This is a genomic window from Bradyrhizobium sp. CCBAU 051011 (genome assembly GCF_009930815.1).
Classification (GTDB): domain Bacteria; phylum Pseudomonadota; class Alphaproteobacteria; order Rhizobiales; family Xanthobacteraceae; genus Bradyrhizobium.
The window spans coordinates 5,982,736-6,005,876 of the sequence record NZ_CP022222.1; the positions used below are offsets into that span (position 1 = coordinate 5,982,736).

Annotated in this window: 29 protein-coding genes and 1 pseudogene; 8 read left to right on the forward strand and 22 right to left on the reverse strand. The window is 56.9% G+C overall.

What is annotated here, in order from left to right:
• Positions 1–93: 93 nt before the first annotated feature.
• The 4 genes from ACH79_RS27945 (at position 94) to ACH79_RS27960 (ending at position 2,107) form a co-directional block, all read left to right on the forward strand.
• The gene (locus ACH79_RS27945) at positions 94–495 is read left to right on the forward strand and encodes an HAD family hydrolase (protein WP_161853806.1); all 402 of its coding nucleotides are present in this window, start codon (positions 94–96) and stop codon (positions 493–495) included.
• Positions 496–645: 150 nt separating this feature from the next.
• Entirely contained in the window at positions 646–1,128 is a 483-nt protein-coding gene (locus tag ACH79_RS27950; protein WP_161856613.1) for a low affinity iron permease family protein, read from the forward strand.
• Between the two features lie 68 nt (positions 1,129–1,196).
• Positions 1,197–1,664 (forward strand): DUF1003 domain-containing protein, encoded by a 468-nt coding sequence (locus ACH79_RS27955; RefSeq protein ID WP_161853807.1) that lies wholly within the window; start codon positions 1,197–1,199, stop codon positions 1,662–1,664.
• 134 nt (positions 1,665–1,798) lie between these two features.
• Entirely contained in the window at positions 1,799–2,107 is a 309-nt protein-coding gene (locus tag ACH79_RS27960; RefSeq protein ID WP_246738157.1) for a hypothetical protein, read from the forward strand.
• On the opposite strand, the gene ACH79_RS27965 is transcribed toward ACH79_RS27960, so the two are convergent.
• Positions 2,104–2,826, reverse strand: a complete 723-nt coding sequence (locus ACH79_RS27965) for a hemolysin III family protein (protein WP_161853809.1) — start codon at positions 2,824–2,826, stop codon at positions 2,104–2,106. The genes ACH79_RS27960 and ACH79_RS27965 overlap by 4 nt on opposite strands.
• 525 nt (positions 2,827–3,351) lie before the next feature.
• On the opposite strand from ACH79_RS27965, the gene ACH79_RS43175 reads away from it, so the two are divergent.
• The gene (locus tag ACH79_RS43175) at positions 3,352–3,693 is read left to right on the forward strand and encodes a hypothetical protein (protein WP_202639051.1); all 342 of its coding nucleotides are present in this window, start codon (positions 3,352–3,354) and stop codon (positions 3,691–3,693) included.
• 633 nt (positions 3,694–4,326) lie between these two features.
• Here the strand turns inward: ACH79_RS43175 and ACH79_RS27975 are convergent.
• The 11 genes from ACH79_RS27975 to ACH79_RS28015 all read right to left on the reverse strand — a co-directional run bounded on the left by ACH79_RS27975 (position 4,327) and on the right by ACH79_RS28015 (position 12,231).
• Complete coding sequence (locus ACH79_RS27975; protein WP_161853810.1) at positions 4,327–4,671, reverse strand: phasin family protein; 345 nt, start codon at positions 4,669–4,671, stop codon at positions 4,327–4,329.
• 1,077 nt (positions 4,672–5,748) lie between these two features.
• Positions 5,749–6,435, reverse strand: a complete 687-nt coding sequence (locus tag ACH79_RS27980) for a Crp/Fnr family transcriptional regulator (protein WP_246738159.1) — start codon at positions 6,433–6,435, stop codon at positions 5,749–5,751.
• A gap of 253 nt (positions 6,436–6,688) precedes the next feature.
• Positions 6,689–6,925: a hypothetical protein gene (locus tag ACH79_RS27985; RefSeq protein WP_161853811.1), complete on the reverse strand. Its 237-nt coding sequence runs from the start codon at positions 6,923–6,925 to the stop codon at positions 6,689–6,691.
• On the reverse strand, positions 6,906–7,088 hold the full coding sequence (locus ACH79_RS27990; RefSeq protein ID WP_161853812.1) for a hypothetical protein: 183 nt from the start codon (positions 7,086–7,088) through the stop codon (positions 6,906–6,908). Before ACH79_RS27990 ends, ACH79_RS27985 begins: the two co-directional genes overlap by 20 nt.
• A 313-nt stretch (positions 7,089–7,401) precedes the next feature.
• Positions 7,402–7,578, reverse strand: coding sequence for a hypothetical protein (locus tag ACH79_RS27995; protein WP_161853813.1), 177 nt, complete (start codon positions 7,576–7,578; stop codon positions 7,402–7,404).
• A 14-nt stretch (positions 7,579–7,592) separates the two neighbouring features.
• Positions 7,593–7,844 carry a hypothetical protein gene (locus ACH79_RS28000; protein ID WP_161853814.1) on the reverse strand — a complete coding sequence of 84 codons (252 nt, stop codon included), beginning with the start codon at positions 7,842–7,844 and terminating at the stop codon, positions 7,593–7,595.
• Positions 7,841–7,993 (reverse strand): hypothetical protein, encoded by a 153-nt coding sequence (locus tag ACH79_RS28005; protein WP_161853815.1) that lies wholly within the window; start codon positions 7,991–7,993, stop codon positions 7,841–7,843. The genes ACH79_RS28000 and ACH79_RS28005 overlap by 4 nt, the downstream gene beginning before the upstream one ends.
• A 1,017-nt stretch (positions 7,994–9,010) precedes the next feature.
• The gene (locus ACH79_RS28010) at positions 9,011–9,391 is read right to left on the reverse strand and encodes a hypothetical protein (RefSeq protein ID WP_161853816.1); all 381 of its coding nucleotides are present in this window, start codon (positions 9,389–9,391) and stop codon (positions 9,011–9,013) included.
• A 188-nt stretch (positions 9,392–9,579) separates the two neighbouring features.
• Positions 9,580–9,726, reverse strand: coding sequence for a hypothetical protein (locus tag ACH79_RS43180; RefSeq protein WP_202639052.1), 147 nt, complete (start codon positions 9,724–9,726; stop codon positions 9,580–9,582).
• A 756-nt stretch (positions 9,727–10,482) separates the two neighbouring features.
• Entirely contained in the window at positions 10,483–10,683 is a 201-nt protein-coding gene (locus tag ACH79_RS44325) for a hypothetical protein (protein ID WP_246738160.1), read from the reverse strand.
• Between the two features lie 783 nt (positions 10,684–11,466).
• Positions 11,467–12,231: an alpha/beta fold hydrolase gene (locus ACH79_RS28015; RefSeq protein ID WP_161853817.1), complete on the reverse strand. Its 765-nt coding sequence runs from the start codon at positions 12,229–12,231 to the stop codon at positions 11,467–11,469.
• A gap of 589 nt (positions 12,232–12,820) precedes the next feature.
• Here ACH79_RS28015 and ACH79_RS44330 point away from each other — a divergent pair.
• Positions 12,821–12,874, forward strand: coding sequence for a hypothetical protein (locus ACH79_RS44330; RefSeq protein ID WP_246738730.1), 54 nt, complete (start codon positions 12,821–12,823; stop codon positions 12,872–12,874).
• 833 nt (positions 12,875–13,707) lie between these two features.
• Here the strand turns inward: ACH79_RS44330 and ACH79_RS43185 are convergent.
• Positions 13,708–13,884, reverse strand: coding sequence for a hypothetical protein (locus tag ACH79_RS43185; protein WP_202639053.1), 177 nt, complete (start codon positions 13,882–13,884; stop codon positions 13,708–13,710).
• A 1,361-nt stretch (positions 13,885–15,245) separates the two neighbouring features.
• Between ACH79_RS43185 and ligD the strand changes: the two genes are divergently transcribed.
• Entirely contained in the window at positions 15,246–16,133 is an 888-nt protein-coding gene (ligD, locus tag ACH79_RS28025; protein ID WP_161853818.1) for a non-homologous end-joining DNA ligase, read from the forward strand.
• Here ligD and ACH79_RS44340 read toward each other — a convergent pair.
• The 7 genes from ACH79_RS44340 to ACH79_RS28055 form a co-directional block, all read right to left on the reverse strand.
• The gene (locus tag ACH79_RS44340; protein ID WP_246738162.1) at positions 16,111–16,305 is read right to left on the reverse strand and encodes a hypothetical protein; all 195 of its coding nucleotides are present in this window, start codon (positions 16,303–16,305) and stop codon (positions 16,111–16,113) included. The genes ligD and ACH79_RS44340 overlap by 23 nt on opposite strands.
• A gap of 493 nt (positions 16,306–16,798) precedes the next feature.
• Entirely contained in the window at positions 16,799–17,461 is a 663-nt protein-coding gene (locus tag ACH79_RS28030) for an SOS response-associated peptidase (RefSeq protein WP_161853819.1), read from the reverse strand.
• 3 nt (positions 17,462–17,464) lie between these two features.
• On the reverse strand, positions 17,465–17,881 hold the full coding sequence (locus tag ACH79_RS28035; protein ID WP_161853820.1) for a hypothetical protein: 417 nt from the start codon (positions 17,879–17,881) through the stop codon (positions 17,465–17,467).
• A 53-nt stretch (positions 17,882–17,934) separates the two neighbouring features.
• Positions 17,935–18,270 (reverse strand): hypothetical protein, encoded by a 336-nt coding sequence (locus tag ACH79_RS28040; RefSeq protein ID WP_161853821.1) that lies wholly within the window; start codon positions 18,268–18,270, stop codon positions 17,935–17,937.
• Between the two features lie 117 nt (positions 18,271–18,387).
• Positions 18,388–18,660 carry a hypothetical protein gene (locus ACH79_RS28045; protein ID WP_161853822.1) on the reverse strand — a complete coding sequence of 91 codons (273 nt, stop codon included), beginning with the start codon at positions 18,658–18,660 and terminating at the stop codon, positions 18,388–18,390.
• Between the two features lie 201 nt (positions 18,661–18,861).
• A complete protein-coding gene (locus ACH79_RS28050; protein WP_161853823.1) occupies positions 18,862–19,197 on the reverse strand; it encodes a hypothetical protein in 336 nt (111 codons plus the stop codon).
• Positions 19,198–19,472: 275 nt separating this feature from the next.
• Positions 19,473–21,497: an AAA family ATPase gene (locus tag ACH79_RS28055; RefSeq protein WP_161853824.1), complete on the reverse strand. Its 2,025-nt coding sequence runs from the start codon at positions 21,495–21,497 to the stop codon at positions 19,473–19,475.
• A 250-nt stretch (positions 21,498–21,747) separates the two neighbouring features.
• On the opposite strand from ACH79_RS28055, the gene ACH79_RS28060 reads away from it, so the two are divergent.
• The gene (locus ACH79_RS28060; RefSeq protein ID WP_161853825.1) at positions 21,748–22,032 is read left to right on the forward strand and encodes an HIRAN domain-containing protein; all 285 of its coding nucleotides are present in this window, start codon (positions 21,748–21,750) and stop codon (positions 22,030–22,032) included.
• Between the two features lie 4 nt (positions 22,033–22,036).
• On the opposite strand, the gene ACH79_RS28065 is transcribed toward ACH79_RS28060, so the two are convergent.
• A complete protein-coding gene (locus ACH79_RS28065) occupies positions 22,037–22,510 on the reverse strand; it encodes a hypothetical protein (protein WP_161853826.1) in 474 nt (157 codons plus the stop codon).
• 270 nt (positions 22,511–22,780) lie between these two features.
• A pseudogene (locus tag ACH79_RS28070) lies at positions 22,781–22,978 on the reverse strand (UvrD-helicase domain-containing protein); the annotation flags it as partial.
• Positions 22,979–23,141: the final 163 nt, after the last annotated feature.

Below are 23,141 nucleotides of genomic sequence, written 5' to 3' on the forward strand. Positions count from 1 at the left end.
AGACCTGAACGCGCGCGAGCGGCAGGAGGTGCTGGAAGCCCAAGGGAAAATGTACGAAGCAAATACCTGGGAAGCGTTAAGGCGTTCACGGGTGTGCGGGATGTGTTCGAGGCTCTAAGGGAGGGCGGCGGCAGGATTGCGCTCGCCACGGACTGCAAGGGCCCTGAACTCAGCCATTACCGTTCGCTACTAAATGTCGATGATCTCATCGATGCCATGGCATGCGGGGACGACGTCGAACATGGCAAGCCGGATCCACGATTAGTCGGGCTGGCGCTTCGAAAGCTCGGGATCTCAGCCGGGCAAGCCGAGATCGGAGACACGCCGTACGACGCCGAGGCCGCGAGCGGAGCAGGCATTGCAGCCGCCGGGCTTCTTACAGGTGGGTTTGCCAAACAAGCGCTACTGGAGGCCGGCTGTTTCGCAGTTGCGGATGCGCTGCTTGAACTACCGGCGATCTTTAAAGCAGGTCGCTCTGGCACGGGATGGGTTTAGGCGGCGGCGAGAGACGCTGGGCGGCCGGCCGGGTTACGGGCCATAATGGAACCCAAGCTGACGACGGCTGTTGATGCCGACAAGTGCTGCGAGCCCCAAATCGTGATCGGGCGCAGCGGCGGAGGAACTGTGGGCCGGACTGGAAAGACGATGAGGCAGACCTTGCGGGTTTCTCGCGAGAAGCAGCGCAAGGAGAAACCGACAGGGTTCGCCAAAGTGTTTGGGAATGTGGCCAACCGGACGTCGCAGGCTGCGGGCCACGCCTCGACGTTCATCATAGCTGCCTGCGTGGTGTTAGTTTGGGCCGTTACAGGGCCTTTGTTCGGCTATTCCGATACTTGGCAGCTTGTCATCAATACGGGCACCACGATTGTGACATTCTTGATGGTGTTCTTGATTCAAAATTCTCAGAACCGTGACAGCGCCGCGATCCAGGTCAAGCTCGATGAACTGATCCGCGTCAGCGCGGCTCGTAATTCCTTCGTTGGAATTGAACATCTGACGGATGACGAACTCGAGGAAATCCGGACCAAGTGCGAAACCCGCGCACAGGCAGAAAAAACCGGAGAGGTCTCCGTTGAGAAGACCGGCGAAAAGGCGAGGCGGGCGGCCGATAGAGCGGTGGGGTCGTGACAGCGCTAATCCACCGCAGGACAAACGCGAGATACTCAGATACGGCCACGCGTAACATCGAATCCATTTTGAAACTGGAGAAAGAAGACCAGGAGGCGTTATCGCCGTACCATCGTCTGTCGCACGCCATCGGTTGGTTCGTCGGCACCGTGTATTTCGTGGTGTTCGAATGCGCAATGGTACTCGGCTGGATCGCGTTCAATGTTGGTCTGGCGCCGACGCATTGGACTTTCGACCCGTATCCATTCCCATTGTTAGCCGTTGTGCTCGGGCTAGAGGCCGTTCTGCTGACGTCCTTCGTCTTGATACGGCAGAATGCAATCGACCGTGCATCCGAAAGACGCAATCATCTCGACCTTCAGATCAATCTGCTTGCAGAGGAGGAGGCGACGAAGGTTCTCAAAATGCTCGGAGAGATCGCGGTTCATCTGAAATTGCCCGTTCACGATCCAGACAACAAGGATCTCTCACAACATACGCAGGTCGAATCCATCGCCCGTGACCTGCGCGCGCGGGAGAAAAAGGAAGGCGAATGAGTATCACACCATCCGCAGATTCGAGGTTACGGGGATGTGCGGGTGGTCCATCATGTCGGCAACTCGACTGGAGACCGACGTCTTGATAGCCGAGAGCACTCTCGTGACGGTGTTGGGCGGGTTTGCGGCCCGCATTGACGTCGCTATCTTACCTGCCGCAAGTCAAGAAAGCATGGCCGCGCGACAGCACCGAGGATTTGTCGTGGAAAATGCTGTCGGCCGTGACGTCGGGCCTGGCGCTCTGGATCATCGATGGGCTTGTGAAGGTCGACAGGTTAATCGTGGCTGCAAACGGGGTTGGGGGACCGCTCTCGGGTATCGTGTTGGTCTGCAAGATCCGCGACATGACCGGCGATTATCGCCATGGCGCTGCGCAAGTGTGTCCAACAGCAGGGCGGCTGGGTAAAGCCTCTGAAAAGAATTGCAGGCTTTCGATTCGTTAAGCGATAGCAAGATTCCAGACCGCACTAAAGTGGCAGGCCGCGCCCAACAACACGAATGCGTGCCAAATGGCATTTTGGTAGCGCAATCGCTCCCATAGATGGAAGATAACTCCGAACGTATACAATACTCCGCCAGTTGCGATGAACATTAGGATCGAGCCGGAGAGTGACGCGACAGCCTTGTCGTATGCAATAATGCCGCTCCATCCCATGGCAATATATAACACGACGGAGAGGCGCTCGAAACGACCCGGGAAAAGCAGCCTCAGGACGATCCCGACAGCAGCCGCAGACCATAGGGCGACTAGTAAGGACGCTGCCAAGTCGCGGTCGTTCAGTTGCGTGATGAATGGCGTATAGGTAGCCGCAATGAGGAGGTATATCGCGGACTGGTCAAACCGCCTCAGCAGCCACTTCCGCGGCGATACCGGACAGAGGTTATAGGCCGCAGAGAACACCAGCATAGTAAGTAAGCACAGCGCATAACCTGCAACGATGACCGGATGGATGGATGCACTGGAACCACTTGTCAGGACGATCAACGTCGTCGTTGCGCCCAATCCCACGCCAACCCCAACAAAATGAATCGCTCCATCTGCAATTAATTCGGAACGATCATAATTCCATGGGATCGCACCTACTGCGGTGCGGTGGTTCGCGCTCTTATTCTTTGCAAACCGTCTATCCGTTTCGAGCGCTTCGGAGTCACGTTGATTCATTGATTTCGACGCCGCTAGATTGACCGAGTGCAACGACGCCAACGTTGAAGTGTTCCTGGATGACCGCGCCACAATTGACGACAAAATGTATGAATTGTCGCTCGAATGATGGTCAGCCAATTCGAGAGGCGGATTTTCTAACCGTCCAATCGCGGCTCTTTCGGACTCTCCATGCAACGTTCGGCCTAGACGCAAGGACGGCTTGGATACGCTCGGCTGGATCTCGAAAGCGATCGAACGATGATCGAAACATCGGGCTCGGCCAAATCACGATTGGAGTTCGCACGGCGCGGACGGCTTCGGTTTGATGTGCACCCATTACGATCAGCCCGACGGCGCTCCGCCTCGGCCCGAACGGTACAGAAGCCGGCGCAGCTCGAGCGGAGGGGGCTCCTGGCAGAGCGCATAACCGTATAGGAACTGAGGCGTGCCCCGCTCGTTCACGTACATCACTGCCAATGCTGGCCCGAGGGCTTAGTGAACGAGAGATAGTTGCGCTCCCGCCTACCTATGGAGAGCGCTGGCATGACCATTTATTACTTCGATCTTCGCGACGGAAATGCATTCGTCATCGATGAAGTGGGTATGGAATTACACGACATGCAGAGCGCGCAGGGTACTCTAGCTGGCGTCGCCTGGGACGCGATGCGCGTGGACGGCGCGCAAGGCCAACAAATGATAATCGACGTGCGCGACGCGCACGGACCGGTGATGGAAGTCAAGTTTTCGTTCGAAAGTAACGCCGGTTTCTTTGCCGAACGGTTTTTTGCGCCGGCCCAGCGTCTCCTGCCGCTTACTCCCACGATAAGTTACAAAGTGTACAGAGTTTCCCAAAGCGCGGGTCAGAAATGTCTTGGTCAATTTTGACCAGCGGGCAAATGTCTGAGGCTCCAAGATTTGCCGGTCGGCGGGATACCCGCCCATACCAGGAAAGGAGCGCGTCATGCAAAGACGCCGTTTCAAGCAAGTTGTGCCGCTGGATCAGCGGCTCGAGCAGCATGCTCAGCAGCTTCGTAAGGAAGCGAAGGGCCTCCCCCCGAGCGGTGAACGTGAGAAGTTGATACGTAAGGCTCGGCAGTTAGAGACAGCCTCGGACGTCAGCCACTGGCTGGATAAAGGGCACCCGGCTTAGGAACACACCATGCAGGAAAACCGCGCGTTCATCTTAGGGCCCGATGGCCGGGTGCAGGAATCTGTCGATCTGCTTGCGAGAATGAAGGCGAGGCCATCAAGGCGGCCAAGCAACTTGTCGATGGTCACGACGTCGAGCTGTGGCAACGGATTGCCATTGAGCGGTTCAACCGCCCTGGATAACAAAGAACCGGTCCAATCTGCGAGCGCTCAAATCCACCGTTTCAGCACGTAATAGTTACTTTCGAACGCCGGCCTAGACTAGTGCCGGGGTTTCGTTTCGGGTCGGTCGCCGGTCGTGGCGACTGCGATAAAAAAAAGCCCCGCGATGAGCAGAGCAATTTCACGCTGACACCGCGGGCTAAGACTTTACCGATTTGTCGGGGTCATCTTGGCAAGAAGGCCGCTAAAGGGTTTATAGGATTGCATCGCAAGATCGCGATACAACGCGCCGATCTTCTGCGACTCGGCCATGAACGTCTCGAAAGACGACTTCGCGAATTCGCTTTGCAATTCAATCGCCTTGTCGACCGACTTCACGCCTGAGAGCTTCTCGACAAACAACCTGATATCTTCAAACGATGTCGCGGAGTAGTCGGTGTAAGCTGTAGCAATCGCATGAAGGCCGGCCGGGACGGACTTCATCGATTCATTAACGGAATCGATCTGCTGCGGTAGCGTCCGATTTGCATTATTCTGATGGTCGTTAGACATTCTGATCCTTGGTTAGTGTGTGGTGTGACAATGCTGCGCAACTCCAATGGTTGCTCCGAAAAGGCTGCTCTCGCTTGTTCGTTGCGTGCTTGTGTGTTCGTTTGATGTTATCGCAATTGCCGCATCTAGCGCACCGCTCCACCCGCCGCGAATGTACTCGAACGGGCAAAACTCGGGGCAGCGGGCTCCCACAGAGATCGAACTTCCAAAGTAATCTAGCCAAAAACAACCCTAAGAACGTGATGATCCAGGTAAGCCCGGCAATGACCGACAGTATCAAGGTAGCGTCTCGCGCCGCTTCACCTGGCCCAGGACAGCTTCATTTCCTTCACCGTGTCTCCAGCATTCCGACCTGTTTACAATCTCAGGGGAAAAAACGGCAATAGTTCCGTAAATAAAGAGGCTAGATCCACTTGTGTATACTAGTGCACCTTCGGATTCTCGCGGGAATCGTATCTTATTCCATCACCGCACTGTCCTATGGCTGCTATCGGTGACTGAGAGCCTAGTGCTCCCGCCTGTTACAGCGGAGCCAGCACTTGCCCCACTCGCAAAACATTTGCGCGACTTGCCGCCGTCCTAAGACGCGTGAGCTTCAGCCCGGCGGTAAACCTCCCCGCACTCTTCAGTGCCTCAACTGCGACCGGCCCGACCCTCTAAATTCGCCTACCGTTATAGGCATGATGAAGGCTCTGCAGCCTCCTCAGGAGTAGGCGTGACAGAGCCGCATCGGAAATGGACTGAAGAGGAGGACCAGCTTCTGCTCGCTATGAGGGCTGCGGGAAAGGGGGCCGCTGTGATCGCCAAAGTGCTTAAGCGAACGGAGGCGTCTATTGTCAGTAGGACAGTGATACTGAACCGGCAAAAGCAGTAAGGCCGCCTCAATAGCCAGACCGGTGCCGGTCGAGATCGCCGACCCAACCTGGCGATTGCCAAGTGACGGGCCCCAGCCGGGGGGAATGCTGAGGCCGTCTCTGGGGCCTTTCATGCACAAGTGCCGAGTGCTTTCGGCACGAGTTCGCAACACAAACAAAAGGGGATCGTTCCTATAGAATCTCTGGCCGCCGCAAAGCCAACCTATGGAGTCGGCTCGTCATCCCTTTCAAGCTGAGGTTTTTCATAGAGCACCGCGTTCAATAAGGAGCGGTGCACCTCGATCTTTCCGTTGTAGCTGATCAATCCCAGTTTACGAAATTTGTTCAGGAAGAAGCTCACCCGGGATCGGGTCGTGCCGATCATCTCTGCCAAAGTGCCTTGATTGATCGCAGCATCGATCGGTATCGGCTCTCCATCTCTTCCGAAATTGGCTAGCAGCAGGAGAAGGCGCGCCAGCCGCTTCTCGCTGGAATTGAATAGTTGGTCGATCAAGTCTTCTTCAATGCGATTGCTTCGGGTGACCAAGTACGTCATGAAAAGTTCTGCAAACCTGGGCTCTCTGCGGAGCGCCGCCAGCATCGCTTTCCGGGTTATTGAGGTGATGAGGCATTCCTCTATCGCCCTCGCGGTTCCAACGCGGAACGTCTGCCCGTTCAGACAACCTTCACCAAAAAACTGTCCAGGTTCCAGTATGCCGACGACTGCTTCTTTGCCTTGCTCGGAAACAACGGTCACCTTGACCTTGCCCGATTGGATATAAAAGATCTGATTAGCTTCCTCGCCTTGGGTGTAGATGATCCGGTTTTTTCGATAGTTCTGAATCGTTTTTCCGGTGCCGACTTTGGCTAGAAATGCTTGAGGATCGAACGGTCGCTTTGCTGACTTCACAAGTCCCTCCCATTGGAACCAGCGAAACCTAGTTATCTAAGACCATGGGATGTGGTCAATATTGACCACGCGGCAAATCTTTACGGCGAGAAAATCACCCGTTAGTTCCCGTGTCTACATTCTGTCGTGCACCCGCCTGATCCGCCAGGGGCGCCTTTATGCGAAGCTCAGGGAGCGGTCAGCTCACTACCCGCGTTGCCTGGAAGCGGAAAGGCGCTCGCGCATGAGAAGAGACTCCAATCTATCAACCGCTCTATTTGGCCGGATTTTCGTATGAAGGCTTGGAATAGACCGGTACAGTGCCAATCTCGCGCCCAGCGTCATCGATTATAGATATGCGGCGCTCAGGGTCGTCTTCGGGCTTATCGAGTGAAACGCCGATGGCGAGCACCGTGGCCCTGATGATTGCGTCGGCATCGTTTTCGCAAACGAAGCCTGATGCATCAAAAAGCTTATGGCCGTCTTTAACATCAAAAAAGTAGCGCGGCATCGGCAACCTCTAGTTTGCCAAAACTTGGCAAACAGCAACGTTCCAATAAACACTGCTTTGAGTCGCCGGCGAGGGCGATTTCGACTTCAACCAATACATTAACTTTTCGAAAATGAGCAATATTGACCAGCGCCGGGATCACGGTGAGCCAATGCTGATCCATCACCGTCCCCCTGGGTAGCTACCGGTGACTGAGAGTTCTGTAACGCTCCCGCCTGAACCAAAGGCGATAGCATCATGACCATCCTGCAACCAATTTGCCCCACGTGCCGAACACGAACGGTGTTGGCGCGGGTTACACCCGGCCCCATCGGCTTCGACATCCGGACGTTCAAATGCCCTGCGTGCAATCATGTCGATCAAACTGTGGCTGACCTACTAGCTGACCCGATGAAGTCCGTCACGACGAACGCATGGCTTCGCGGGCAACTGCAAGCGCCGACATAGGGGGCGCCATAGAGGTCGCTCTTGACGTGTCAGGAAATGTCCGAGATCTCCGATTGATCGAGTTCGCGTGTCCGCTTTTCAAAAGCATCGGCGACGCGGAGGCAGGCATCCCGCTTCCGCAGGTCCGTGGTTTCTGCTGCCATGCGGCGCATGTCGATTAATTGCCCCTGTATCTCCGCCAACGCTTTCACTTCGTCGTTGTCCATGGGGTGATCGCGCCTCAATAGCTGGGTCGGTTTCGGTCGTTCTCGGCCTTGTTGGCGGCCTTGAGCTTGATTCGGATGTACTCGGCAACGTCGCCGATTTCGGCCTGCATATCGTTCTCGGAAATGCCTTGGCCCTTTGCCGCGTCGATACAGCGGCGGGTAAGCTCGGCAACGTCCTGCGATGCTCCCGCCGTCCGTAACGGCTCTGCGGCATGAACGCTATTCTCAATCCAGAAGTCGATAAACTCTCGCGCTTTGATCGTCATTTGCCTTTCCCTTTCGAGCAAATCAATAGCGTCGCGTAAGCCAGCTCAGCAACCCGCTTTTTTTTTGCTGCGAGCCGCCCACAAATCTTTTCCGGCGCCGCTGTAAATCCGGCGCCTCCGCAACTTTCGTCAAATGGGATGCCTTTCATGACTAAGATTCTACCGACAGTCGGCCGCGTTGTGTGGTTCACACCTTCAAGTCTTTCGGGCGATGGGTTCTTTGCCCCATATCGACGGCCGAAAGCCGCTCGCGGCGATAGTCTCTCACGTCTTTAGCGACGAGCTGGTGAACCTGGCCGTTTTCGATAGCAACGGCGTTCCCCATAGCCGGACGAGCGTCCCGCTTGGTGCAGGAAGGCGAGGACAACCCCGAACACGGCTACTTCTACTCCTAGATGCCGTACCAGGTCGGGCAGGCCAAGGCCGCGCAAGTCCCGCCCTCATCGAGGCCAACCAAAACGAAGCTGCGCGCGAGACGCTCAATGACGCCGACGCGATCTTTTCTCGGCTGAAAAACCAAAGTGAAGGCCGACTACAACAGCAAAGGCCAAGTCAATTGGCGCCGCGAGGCGCGCGAAGATTTCGACTTTGAGGCCGGCGAACAGCTCAACGGGGAAGATAAGGCGATCTTGCAGGACGCAAGCGCCCGATCGTCCATCTTTATACGCTGTCGGGTTCTGCCGGCCTTCTCGCTTCGGATGGTGGGGTCTGGCGGGGCGGAGCTGTCCCGGTCGGGTTGCCGACATTGGAACGATAGGCCGGGACGCGGACTAAATCGTGCGTAATGAGTCAACTGAAGAAGAGAACGTGGTCGGAAGAGGACCTGGAGCGTTTGAGGGCTCTAGTACTGTCGGGCGCTTCTGCGGTCCGTGCATCTGTCGCGCTGAAGCGCCCGCTTAAGGTGGCAAAATTGAGAGCGAGAAAAATGGGCGTGCCATTTCGACACGACAGCGAATTAAAAAAGGAGCGTCAGCGGAAGCTGATGTCCGGCCCTCAGCGGCCGATTACGTGAACCTCAGGCGCATGAGTGGGCGGACGATTACGTGCTTTGGAAGTCGCGACCTTTCGCGCTGGCGTGTCCTTCGCGGTGGTCGCTCCAGGCTTGATAGCCGGCGTGGTACGGCGCGCCGATAGCCACGCTGCACGTCGTTTCGAACGATCGACCGTTACTGTTTGCTGCGATCGACTTCAGTACCTGTGGGGTTCGAGGACGGCGGCGTAGGGCGGTTGGTCGTTGCTGCGCCCGTAGTCGTGCCAGGGTCGGCGTTGGTCTTGCCCGAAGGCCCCGTACGGTTAGCCGGCTGGGTCTGCTGCGCGGTCTCGCTGGGCGGCGTGGTGCCCGCCTGGTTCATGGTGCTGTTATTCAGGCCATAGAACACGGCACCGAGCACAACCGCGATGGCGATGGCGTACACTGCTATCCTTCCGCCACTGGCGGGACCTTCGGCAAGCTGGGGATCGGCTTGCAGCTCATTGTCGCGACGCCGAATTTCCTCTTCACTCCGGCCCCCACGTTGGGGATCGTTCGGATTGGGTTGGTCTGCCATGAATTTGTTCCTCCGGTAGCGCCCCAGCCAAGCGAATGAACAATGGCGGGCGCGCGCGGATGTTCCGCGCCAATGTTGCGACCCCGGTCTTCCGGTCAGATAGGCGTCCATCTCGATTGAGTGGCTGCATTTGAATCGGCACAGTCGACCAGGACGCGACGAGGCCTGATTGGTGCGTCCAGCCGGCGTCAACCCGGGTGCGGATCGCATTGATACCGCCGCACGGCTTCGCTGACCTTCGCGCGGTCGTGGCGGTCCTCGGGCGGCAAGGCCATGACGGGTTCGTGTATTTCGGCCGGTATGGTCGCCATGTCCGAGAATGGCTTGTTGGCCATTCCCACCACTGCTCGAAGCGTCTTAGGAACAAAAGGACGCAGGCCCGAGGATTGATTCATCGGGTCGCGGTCGTACAAGACTGAAACTAGGGCCTACAATTTAGTCGCGTGCTTCACATTCGCTCAATGCTTTTTCTGCTTCACGCGTCATGAAGACCCCGCGAACTCGACGCTTTTGTTTTTCCGGCGACTATGCGATCAGGCGTGCGCCGCGCGGGCATCTAGAGGTAACAGGTGAGACATATCATTTTCGAGGCGGAGCCTGCCCATTTCAATCGCCTTGCATTTTCTTGCCGGAGGCACGTAAACTTTTTGAGCGAAACTATGTTAGCGTCTTACGGTTGGATCGGGAGATGGCGTTCACCTCACTGAAATTGAGAAAAGTATCGGGCGCCAATCGGATCAAGAGCGCTGATGACGCGTATGCATTTATGATGCACATGCGGCTTTCCGATCAGAACAAACCCCATTGGCAAGTGGCGAGGCAGGCGCTGAACAGTGCCGGCGCGTCAGACGATTGCGAAATCCGGGCTTGGCGGTCGTTTCGGGCGGCTGCGGCCGCGGAAGGCTGGCTTCTGGATTAGGCGCAACGCACCGCACTGGTCGCGCGGTAAACTTCATGGCCGTGGGGCGCCAAATTCGTTTGTTTCTACTCTTGCGCCGTTCAGTTAAGCCGGCCAATTAAGCTATTACCGCAAACAGAAGACCGCCCGAAGGGCGGTCTCGTCTTCGCGATCTGATCTGACTAGACATGAACTAAGCCGGGACCGGCGCCAACGCTGCCGCTTCTCGCGCTAGCCGCTCTGCCTTTAGACGTTCTCGGTTTGCATGAAGGGCCTTTTGCGCCGCTTCATATTCATTCAGCGCTTTGACAGCCTCCCGCTCCACAAACACCTTACGTGCTTCGCGTTCGGCGGGCGTGAGTGTCCTTGGCTCAGCTTGTTGACGATTGATCATTGCGAAATAACGCTCCAACGCAAAATCAGTTCCCTAAGCGCCTTAGGATATGGTTCTTGGCCTTAGCGCAGGGATACGGGCGACACGATCCGAGTCATTATTGCTTCATGGTGCCGCCGGGCGTAGTCGCGTCCCCCTTTTTTTGCGCTGCGCCAGCCGTTCCCGCGCCTTGAGTGCTCGCGTCTTTGGAGCTTCCGGTCGTGCACAAAGATACATAAGAAACCGAAAGTCGGGAAAATCTGAAAGATCGCCAGCCTATCTCGATCAGGCGAATGGTCCGCAACAGCGGCGGTGAATTTCGCAAAACGTTCCGGACTCAACAACCCCGTGCTACGGCAAGCTCTAGGCCGGCTTGTATCCACCGTGCCCTTGTCGCCGAACAGGAACGGGACGTTGATCTTTCTCGATATAGATCCCGCCATCCTGATCGGTTCGAAAGCGTGCGCGTGCTCCATGAGACGACGCGCGGCCTTCTGAGGATCGAGTAGGAGCGAGTAGGAGCGATCGGCCGCGTATTTCATCAGTGCCCCATACGAGCGTACGGAAACCTCGGCCGTATATCAGCGCCGCGCTTTCCCCCAAGCGATTGTGTTCGGTCGTCCCACCTACGCATGATGAGCTCCACGCAATGTGGAATCGCGCACAAAGCATCTGGGTAGAGCAGGGCTGCTTGCGGGTGGTCGAGTACCGAGCGAATCAGCCGAGGGTAAGGTCAGGCATCCGTTCTTCAAGGGGTTGCGGAAGGACGTATGAAAGAACTGGCTGCTGAATTTAGGCTCTCGTCTACCGAGCCGGATCGGGGAAAATCAAGCTCCGCCAGCCACTACGATCAAATGGTTTCCACGCACCGTCCGGCTGGGCAAGTCTGTCGGCAATTGCATAAACGGCCGCTGGATTGACAGCCAGTCCGCAATGGCTTCCTTCCACCTCAATGCTTTCAGACTCAGCAGAGGTTTTCTCTACACAGCCTTGCCACGCGCAAATCCCGTCCGTACGGCTATAAATCGCCGTTGTCGGAACTGCCGGCGCAACCGACATCGCAACATCGTGGACATTGTCCACCGATTGGCCGCTGGCGAGTTGATAGACTTGCCAAGCATTCGTGGATCTCGGACTCCCGCCGAATGGGCTACCAAGCGAAATAACAGACCGAACCTGGTCCGGAGCTATTTTAGCGAGTTCACGGGCATAAATGCCCCCAAGGCTCCAACCGACGATGCTGATCTTCCTGTTGTGGAGGTGGCTAAGCTGGCGCACACAATCAAGCATGCGGTCCTGAACGCCTGCACGGAGACCTCTATTAAGCCCAAGTCCCCAGCCTTTGACCGCGTAGCCTCGACCTTCCAAAAATTTGCGAAGGGGCAACGTTGAGTCGTCACCGGCCATGAGCCCCGGTATCACCAACACCGGGTGGCCATCCCCCCTTGGAGTCAAATGCAAGAGCGGGAGCGCATTCAGAAAAGCCCCCAACTCGGTGAGGGCTCGTCGCCCTTCAAGTAACATTAGAATTTTGGACGGCGGACGAATCGACTGTGTCGCAGCTGACATTTGTGCTCCTTGTTGCGATGCACAAATAGAACCAGGAAGCCGATCGGTTGTTCCTAAGGGTCCCTCTCCCGAGACAACGATTTTGTGTTCCTGTGCAGGAACTTATCTAAGGTTTAACCTGTAGCCACTTGTTAGGAACACACCGGCTCCTCAAATGTTGCACCGCATCTAAGAGGACCTTTCCCATGTCGAAGATTGAAAAAACCAAGAAGCCGGATAACGAAACGCCATCGCCCCAGCCGACTACTATTCCTTACCCATTCGGTTGGAGTTCAGGTTTAGAAAGTCCTCGGAGCCCCCACTGTTAAAATGCTCCGCGTGCCGGGGCAGCGACGTTTAATGAGCTGAAGGGCAAGGCACTTCTCACATTCAGTGGGAGCCGAAACTCAGAGGTCTCATTGAACAAAGCTCTGACCTGAACCGTCTTACTTTCGGAGATGGTCTGGAGGACCGTGGAGCGGCTGAGAGCGTGGATCGAGCATCTAAGGCAGAGGCTGCGGCGGCGTCTGGAGGCGAGACTTACAAAAAGACGATCAGTGCACGCGCCCACGAACTTTGAGAACAGAACGGACGTCCCTCAGGCCGCGACCTGGAGTTTTGGCTTCAAGCCGAGTCCGAGATCAGCGAGCGCCATCCGCAGTAATCAGTGCTTCAGTATTGGCGGCTCAGAGGTGTGCTTGAATGTCTCGATGTGTCGATCCAGTTGCCATAGCTCAACGTCGTGACCATCAACGACCTGCTTGGCGAGCCTGATAGCTTCGACATCATCATCGCATTTTGAACGTGGCCGTCTGGCCCCATGATGTATGCGCGGTAATCCATCGCCGTTCGTCCTATGTCGGAGGTTGAAGACCCTTTGAGCTGAGCCACTCGCTCATGTGGGAGGCGGTTTCCGCAAGCCGCGCCCTGCGAATAAGCCTGTCGCGCTCCACTCCAGGTGGGGTGCCTCGGGCTTCTTTCCGCAGACGCTCGGCTTCTTCCGAAAGGTGGTTGTCGAGGGGATCGATAGGTTTGAAACGCTGCCGTTCCTGCATGGCGGGCTCCTTTCCCTGCCTGCTAGAGGATGGCGGGAGCGCAACCGGCGTTCTCATCACCGATAAATGCCGTGGAACCGTGAGGGTGCTGGCTTGAGTATGAGCTGTCCGAACGGAAAGCGCTGGTCAAAATTGATCACTGAAGGGGACTATCGGAACTCTTGACCTAAATCAAAGGGTCGGACCCCTTCAAGCCGGCGTGAAAAACGAAGGTTCCAGATTCGTGCATCTTGAGCCAGCCGCGCTCAATCGCGAGTTTGAGGCCCGCGCCGTACTCGGCCGGGCTGCCGCGGTCACGGAAGAGCAACGGCTCGTTGATTTTCTCGATGTGGATGCGGCCTTGATGTGCGGCCTTCTCTGGATCGGCAAAGGAGCGAGGGGAAGTTGTATTTCTTACGCCGCGCCTTCGTTACAGCTTGCGGTTAGGCTGTGCTCGTCAATCTCAGGATGGTCTTGTTGGCATCGCCGCAGAGAGCATTTCCAAGGCGGACAGCTCTTCCGCAAGGCGCTTGGAAACAAACTCGCGTTCGAAGTCGGTCAGGCTGGTTTCTAACAGGTGGCGATAGCGCTGAATGTTGCCGCGATGCGTTCGAAGCCGAGCAAAATTCTCGTCAATCATTTTGTACTCCTAATTACTAGTCAAATTGATGGCCGAAAAACTGAAGTCTCCTGTGCTCACCCTCCGTGGTCAAGCATGAATCGTGCCACCTCCCTGACGTAATGCTTCAGGGCGACAGCTTCGCCGAAATGGAACGGATTGGCGCTCGGGCGCTCACACGGTTTTGCCACTTTATCCCGGCATGGTGATTCGGTGCTCGAAAGAGTGCATCTTGAGGAACGGCTCTGGCACATTAGCCCCCAGCCCCGCCGGAGCAGTTTCTTCAAGCCCGCGCAAGTACCGGCCGCACGCCGGCCCCGCGCCGGAGCTTTTCTGGTAGAGCTTCCGTTATGCAGCGATCTCGTTTTGCGATCGTCTTGGAAGTCGTCACCACGGCGGCGATGGCCGCGCTCGTGCTTTACGTACTATTCCCGCCCAACTAGCCATCGATGCCAGACGCAGCTCGGTCAGTGTCGTCTTGATAAGCGACGCGAGGGTCTCGCTGTGTGCAGTAGCGGCCGCGCGACGTCCTCGATCTGGTGCGTAACAGTGTTCTCAAGGCAGGCGGTGATCGAGCAATTGCGCCAACTCAACAACGCGCAGCGGGCGCCGGAAGCGGCGCCACAACAACCGACACCGCGCGTACCGCGGCATCCGAACACCAAGGCACCACCGTTTCCGCGGTTCTCGCCCAACGCCGCGGCCGCTACCGGTCGAGCCGCACCGCACCACCGCGTTCGGCAGATTCATCACCGAGTTGGAGCGCGTGCATCATGCGGTTAATGAGGAGATCATCGATGAGCCCTGTTCGAGAAGAAAGCCGCGGAGCCAATCGTCACCGGGACCGATATCCTCCGCAAAGCCGTTCACGCTCGTAACCGCAGCCCGCATGCGCCCTCACTGATCGCGAGCGAGATCGGAGGCATCGTCACCCGCACGCCGGAAGCGTTCGCCGCCAGCAAGGCCGATCTCTCCGTCGAGATGCTGCAGAAACTGACCGCCGTGATCTATCCACACAGCGAGTTCGACGTCGAAAGCGGCATGCTGCGATCCGCCAACAAGGCGCCCTGTGCTCCGAGCGACCGGGTCCCGGATGGCAAAAGGGCCGCATTCCTGCGGCCCTCCGCCAGCCCAAATTTGTTCGGGATGAAAACACCACGCTGGCAGGAGTAAGTTTATAGCGTTCAATAGGAATGACGATTCCGTAGAAGCACGGTATTTCGAGGCCAGAAACTGATCGGGTAAACCCTGCAAACGGCCCTCGGCGCAACGCCACGATGGTGGGTGAGAGCGGTCACTTCCCCTGATTGTTCGAGATCTTCAGGAAGTAAGTAAAATGCTCGCCATTGCGCGGCGGGCTTTTGTGAGTTTCCTGAGTGTCAATGCGTATTGAGATGCCGGGGTTCATTAAACCCCAGCTTGCCACTTTGAAGAGCAAGGCCCCGAACGGCGGCCAGTGGCTCCATGAAATCAAGTATGACGGCTACCGCGTGCAAGTCCATCTCAACCGGGGTAGGAAGAAGGTCTTCACCCGCAACGGGCTGGATTGGACTAAGCGCTTCACCGAGATTGCCGGTGCGCTGGCTATTCAAGGCGAAGCCATCATCGACGGTGAGGTAGTGGTCGTCCACGAAGGGCGAACCAATTTCTCCGAACTGCAGGCAGAGTTGGCTGCGGGCAGACAGGGTCGGCTCGTCTACTACGCCTTCGATCTCCTCTGGCGGAATGGCGATCTCCGCAAGCTCCCGCAGATCGAACGCAAGCAACTCCTGTCAGACCTGCTGGGTGAAAACGACATCGAACTCCCGGTGCTGTTTTCCGAACATCTCATCGGCGATGGGCAGAAGATGTTCGAGCATGCCGCCAAGCTGAATTGGGAAGGCATCATTTCGAAGCGGGCGGACGCAGCGTATCGGTCGGAGCGCAGTGAGAACTGGCTGAAAATCAAAGCCGTGCAAAACGGGAAGTTCCCTGTTGTCGGCTTTGTCAAAGACCCCAGCGGTGTCGCGGCCCTATATCTTGGCAAGAAGGAAGGCAACGAACTCGTTTACATGGGCAAGGTCGGGACAGGCTGGTCTCGTACTGTTTCCAGCCAGATCAGGAAGCAGCTCGACACGGTCGTCAGCCCGAAGTCGAAGCTAACCAAGCCCATCAGAAAGCCGAAGGCGACATGGGTAGAGCCGCAGTTCTATGCGGACGTTGAATACAGAGACATCACGTCAGAAGGCTTGCTGCGGGCCAGTTCATTTAAAGGGTTGTCTCGGAAATAGCACCGTGGCCGGTGGGCTGGATTTCGCCATCAAGCCAGTCCTGTTCGTCCGCCAATGCCCGCCAACTTGCGGCCATGCGCTGAAAGCGCTTGAAAGACGGTTCGTCTGATCGGCCTTCGGCGAGCCGCAGGCAGTTGTCAGCGTTTTCTCTGAGAATATTGGATTGCTTCATCCCTTTGATGTGGGATTACTGCGAGGTCATTTCAATGCAGTTTTTCGTGATCTCCCTTCGGGTTCCATATTAACGTTTGTTGTGTCGCTTGAATCTTTGAAGACATAGAGTCTTCACCATCACCGCGCGGCATTTGGCTTTTATCGGTGATGAGAACGCATTGCGCTCCCGCCTAGTCAACAAGGGAGTACCCGCGTGATGATAAAGCGCAATCGTTTCAAGCAAACCCAAACGCTGGAAGATCGTCTCGAAGCAGAGGCTGCTAGGCTGCGAGCACAAGCAAAGCTCATCCCTCCTGGTGTTGAGCGCCAGCGCATTCTGCGGAAGGCTAGACAGGCCATTATTGCGTCGCGGATGTCGGAGTGGCTCACCTCTCCAGGTCTCCAGTCTCCGACGTAGGAACAACGGGAGGTCCATGGCTGTTCTCGTCCCCGTGGAACGTTGTCAGCCTAGACACGGGACTAAAGGTAGCGCATTCGGTCGGCTATGTATTTCATGCGGCGGCCTTGTCTTCCTTGTCTGCACCTCGCGCGACGATCGTGATCGTATCGTCCGGCAACGGCCGCTGCAGCGCCTTGGCCTCGTCCCACGGCGCGCGCATCCAAACATCGCGCACCTCATCGGTCATCAGGATGACAGGCATGGCCTTCGGGTGGATCGGCTCGACGACAGCGTTTGGTGACGTCGTGAGAAATCCATAGACATTGTGCGGCCCCGGAATCGGCTTCGATTTCGTGCCACGGTCACCCTTGAACTCGGTCCAAATGCCGGCGAAACAGGTCAGCGGCCGATCATCATTGATCGCGAACCAGACGACGTCCTTTTTCTTGGTCTCCGGGTTCGGCTCTGGCGCGTATTCAGCGAAGCTGTTGAATGGCACAAGGCAGCGGTTCTCCGGCTTCAGCCACATCCGCCAGTGCGGGGAAGACGTGTTCCTGATGTTGGTGACTGGCGGCCCGCCGGTGCGCGGTGGCGGCGGCATGCCCCAGCGCATCATCGTCAGTTCGCGCTCGTCGCCGGCGTTGCGAATCACCGGGGCCGGATAGTCTGGAAACACGCCGGTCATCGGCGGCAAATTACCAACGTACCTGTTCATTACCCGGAATAGGCGCTGAATAGCTTCTTGGTTGGTGGTGATCGAATAAAGATTGCACATGCCTCAGTCTCGCTCGCCGGGCCACCATGTTGACGCCGGGTCGTTGACGGAAATCTTCGCCTGCCGTAGCGCCACCAGGTGGCTGCGCTTGTACGGCCGCCGCCGGAGCCGGGAGCAATCCCTGCACCGCATGTAGCGCTCCAGTTCATGGATCGGCGTCGTCTTTGGTCGCCTGACGATATTCAGCGCGACGGTCTGATGGGTGCTACAGCCAAGGCATTTGACTTCCAGATAGAGGTATCCGGCGTTCAGCGCGTCGCCGAGCGCCGGGGATGGCTGCGCCGGTCCCTGAAAGCCAAGCATTCGCTTATTCCACGCCTCGCACGCCAGCCGGTCGGCGATCTTGCGCGCATCCGCTGCCTGTTCTGCGGCGGCCCGAACCGATGCTCCGTAAATGGCTTCCCGTGACTTGGTGCCCATCGCCTATCAAAGCCGGTCGCCGGGTCTGGCGCAAATCGACCTATGGCTGGTAGTCAGGCATCGCCGGAACCACGGTGAATTGTGGGTGTGGAGAGTCGTCCGTCACGTCGCGCCAGCAGCCGCTTCGTTACCAGCAGTGAAGCAAACGGATGGTTGCGCATGAAATCTTTCGGCGTCAGCATCCGACCAAGCCGACGTTCAAGGCACCCGATGCAGAGGCAGCCGGCCATCGGCTCCATGCCGGCGGCCTCCCAGACTTTGGCCTTGACGGTGTAGACCTCCGAAAATTCATTGACGGTCTGCCTGATGCCTTGATTGCTCCAGCCTGTTCTAGCTGCTGCCGGCTCTTCAGGCCCGGCGCGGTGTTGATGTTGCAGTCGATGCAGCACCAGCTTTCGGGCGCGAGGCCTCTAAGGTCAGGCTGCTTCATCGCATGCCTGCCTTGCGCGTTTTCTTGTTTCGCGCCGCTGCCATTTGCTCCCGCCAGCGAGGATTAAGGCGGTCCATCAGCGTGTCCGACCTTCCGTGGCCTTTGATGGACGGAATGGACAGATGTCATGAAGGCCCTTCAGTTTGCGGCCCAGCTGCTTCTCGATGCAGGCGATGCAAAGGTTATCGTCCCAGCCGAGACCCAACTGGTCTCTCCAGACCTTGGGCGACAGCATGCAATAGTCGCCGATCTCGATGACGTTGACGCCGCAATCCAGACAGACAACGCGGGCGATTTCGGCGGCGGATAATTCGTGGATAAGTGACCGATCATCGTCGTTCGGGATCATTGCGACCTCCATGACAAAAGCGGTGCGGACCGCCAGCCCGTGTCAGCGAAAGGAGGGGTCCGCACCTGACTTGGCACATGCTTGGGCGAGGTGTTCCGCGATGATGTGTGAGGCGCTGACAGGGCCTGTGGCGCGTCAGACCACACCCGGGCGGTGATGCTGTCGATTCCTACTTTGGCGTAATGTCATCTTGACATCAGTTCAGCGTGAGCGGGTACACACACCCGCATTCTGGGAAGGTGCCAGAACCATGCCGAAGGGATCGATCGAGTGACTCGATTTGATCACGCGCAAATCCTTCTGCACCGTAAGCAGGCCGACCGGCGTGTCGTCGGCATTCAGTTCAACGAACGCGGTAGCGCCCATGCGATCGGCGACAACGATCGCCCTGTTGCCGATGCCGCGGGAGATGCCGATCCGGGCGAATTGGCCGTCGCTGGAATTGGTGTCGGGCGACGTGGTGATGAAGATGTCTTCGCTGTAGCCTTCAACCTTGCATCTCAGCACGTCGGCGAACGAAGGGGCTGGTGCAAACATTTGAACGCCAGCGAAACAAAATGCGAGGAGGACTGTATGTCTCATTTGCACACAATTCTTTGGTTTAAAAAATTTGAATCGATCCTGTTTTCCAGAAGGTCGCCGCAACATAAGCCATAAGTCGCGAGTCCGCTGAACTCGCACTTACTGCGCATGCGGCGTCTCGGTGTCAGCCGTTGGCACCCAGATCCTGTCGCCGCTTGCGAAGCGGCCGAGCTCTCGACGGCGACGACATGAATCTTGAGGCCATTGGCGGAAGCCCGGTGCGCTAGCTTTTATTGGAAGGGTTTTCGGCCCGCCGCTTTGTGTTTCTCATAGCGGGCGTTCACCTCCTCGATGAGTCGTTCGAACCGCTCAATGCTCGGGGCAGTCAAAACCTTCGATGGGTCTTTCCCCATCTGAATCATGAATTCCCGCGCTGGCCGTGATTTGAAGAAATTAATTCCCACCGCCTGAAATGCTTCCTCGTACCGCTTCACGATGCGCGGAATCTTGGCGTTAAGGTTGAGGGTCTTTCCTTTTAGCTCTTGGGCAAATGTTCTCTTGACCAGTTCAGCATAGACGGTCGGGTCAATTACATCTTCAATATCGGCTTCAGCGGGAGGGGTAGCGAACGCGGCGGAGGTAAATAACAACGAGGTTTCGCGCAAGATCTTAGATTTTACGAGTTCATCCCGTTGATCATGCCCTGCCTTGTCATCATCTAAAAGAACAATCACGTCCAGCTCTTGCGATGCCAGAAGGGATGTCATGTAGCTCACCTTGCCAGCACCTCCGGCAGGCGTCAGTACCATCTTTTCAACCAAAGGAGCCTTTCCGGATTCGCGAAGGTAATCATTGACTGAAGAGAGAATCCAGAAGTCCGTGACGCCTTCGACGACCAAATTAGCCGTACCGACGAATAGTGTCTGCGAGAGGTTGTAACCCAAGGCTGCCTGGAGAGGGAAAAGGGTGCGCGCGTCGCCGCTTGGGTCTTTAGTGACCTCGGTGCCTTTGTCCGAAATGTTGACAGTGCGGACAATTTCAATCGTGTCCGGCGGAATCATGAACGGCGAGTGCGTCGTATAGACGATCTGATTCTTGTAGTCAGAACGGAAGTGGCTGAGCAAATCCTCCTGCGAGCGCGCGTGGAGGTAAAGACCGGGCTCATCGAGCAGTAGAACCGCGTTGCTGGCTGCGCCTCCCTGAGTATCGGCGGAGAAGGTGACGTAGAACGAAAAGAACCACCGGAATCCACGACTGCGCTCATCGAGATTTACCTCAACCGGATAGTCGGCATTTTCATCGTAAACCAACGTATCGAGGTGTGGTCCGTCGGCATAAAAGCGGACGGTAAGTCTTCGATCCTTCCAGAGTCTTCGCATTTCTTGTGTGATGAGCGCGCTGGCCCTGCTCAGAAGTGTCTGACGCTTTTCGTGGTCACTCTGAAGAGAGTTGATCTCTTTGGGGTCAAATCCCGCCACCTTTGCGAGCCGTGCAAAATTCTTCTCCGCTTCGGTCTCCGGCTGGTTATCGTCGCGCCGCTTCACATACTCAGCAAGATTCTGGTGCCCCGATAGTTCGGGAAAATCTGCTATGTAGATGAAGGTGGGGACCCAGCCAAGAACAAGCGCCTTTGCTTTCCCCTGTGCCTCTTCGAATGTGGAGAGCTTCGTTGCCAAATCTTCGAGTTCAGCGAGCAACGCATCAGGTGCTTCGTCAAGTGTAACCCCGCCAGCGCCAATCGCGCCGCGGAGGGTTTTGCACGTTTGCACCACCGCTTGGCCCCACGCACGCGCATCGTCTTGCTTGTTGACGGCGTCGGTGACCGCCTCGATAGCGGCCTTGGCTGGCCCAAGATGGGGCTCTGGAATATCCGAGACAACCCCCTCGATGACAGGCATCACCCGGCGAACAAGGCTAGTTACTTTCTTCGGGTCAAGCACTGGCGGTTTGATGCCTACTAAATCCACGGAGCTTTGTTTCGCATGATACTTGCGAATGATATGGACCTGTTTGACAGGCGCATGATCCGGAAGAACCTTTGAGAGTTCTTGTATCTGCGCAGCATCAAGTTGCCAGATTGTGCTGACGACGACGGTTTTTGGATGACACTCATTGAGATGTCGCCCGCGCGGAAAATTCTTGACCGGATCGAGGTCCTTTTGCCCGCCAATGGGATTGACGGTCTCAAGTGCGAGCAACAGGTTCGATTTGCCGCTCTCGTTGCGGCCAACGAGAGCTGTAAGCTCCTCGACTGGAATGTTTCCGCTTGATGCAACCGACCGAAAATTCTCAACGGAAAAATTGGTAAGTTTCAAAATCTTCCCCCATGGTGGTCCCAGTTCTTGCGAATCGGGAGCTTACACGATGACACAATGCAGGGTAGCAATACGAAAGTTGGGACGTTTGTCCCGGCTATTCACAGGGCTACTGTGATCACCTTGAGGGGTGCGAAATGGGATTCTTGAGAAGGCTATTCGGCTTTGAGCAAAGGCTAGCAGCCTTGCGCCCAGGGCGCGGCTGGGTCGTGCCGGTGTTGGTGAATCGCACTATCAAAATGTGCTTCAGATGCTCTATCGAAAGAACGGCGGTTCTGGTTACGACATCAAGGTGAGCGCCGCGTTGGTCCCCGAGAATGACAATGCTGCCGATCCTAACGCTGTGCGGGTCGAGATCAAATCTCGCGGCGTTGGCTATCTCCCGCGTGAGTTGGCTTTGGAGTACAGAGCGGCGCTGGGAGAAAGCAGCGGCCAATGCAGCGCCAAAATCGTTGGCGGCTTCGAACTGGATGATGGCTCATCGGCGCATTTTGGCGTGAAGCTGAATCTCGCGTGGCCCCCGCGAATGAAATGACGAGTTAGGCGTCCCGCGTGAAACCAGCGCATAGCCAGCCAATCGCCCAGAAGGCGAGATACGCAACGATGGCGATCAGGCCGGTGATGACAAGGCCCCAACCGAGGATCGAGGGAGCGTCGCCTGTCACGAACGTCGGCGCTGGCTTGGCTGCAATGGCGATCACCTCGTTGAGCGGAGTGTACGAGTGATAGTAGCCAGAGCATCCCTCGACGCTGTAGTCGAGAGCGTTGCTGTATTCCTTCTTTTTGAACTGGTAACCCAGCCGCGCCAGACTCGCGATGCACTTGGCGCTTTGATAGGACGTTTCCGCTGAGTTGTGCCTGTCGTAGGCAATGACAACGGTGGTTGCCACACCGATCAGCGCCACCAGCACGGCAACAACTGCGCCGATGCGTGTGAAGCCGCGAATGAACCTCGCTCCAGCAGACAGCGGTGCAGTCGGGCGCGGCTGGCGATGTGGCTGCAAATCGGTCATCCGTTGTCTTCAGTCCCTTTCGGCTTACATCCGAGGTTCGCACGGTCTGCGAAGCTCTCAAGAAAAATCGCTGCGAGCAATATCGCCGCCTGATTGTTAGCCTGTGGCCGTACCTGTAGGTGAACGCGCCTTTTATCGCCGCGCGGTCATCCGCACAGATTCTAACAACGTGAATAACCGTCGACGGATGATCCTCACTTCGGCTTCAGGTCCTCCCTTGATTCCTTGAAAACGGATACCGTACTTTGTCCTCCGCTGATTTTTGCACGGTACTCGATTTCGGCCGGCACCCTGAACGATCAGATGGGCGACCCGATGGGCGAGGGTGTTGGTCTTGCCGGACCCGGCGCCGGCGATGACCAACAGGGGCGGGGCCGCCATTCCCCCGGCCGCTCCGTGCTCGACGGCTCGCCGCTGCTCGGGGTTGAGGGTTTCGAGGTAGGTTGCCGTCTGCACCTTGGGCGCCATCAATTGTCGGAATAGCCGACAGTCGATGATTCCTGCGGTGATCGCAACCTTTAGACCTCCGCTCGGAGGTGGCATGGCTCTGGGTAGATTCGCTATGATGTGCTGCTCTTGGTTCGCAACATGAGCAGTGGGGAGGCGCCGGCGCTCGGTGACATCTTCGAGG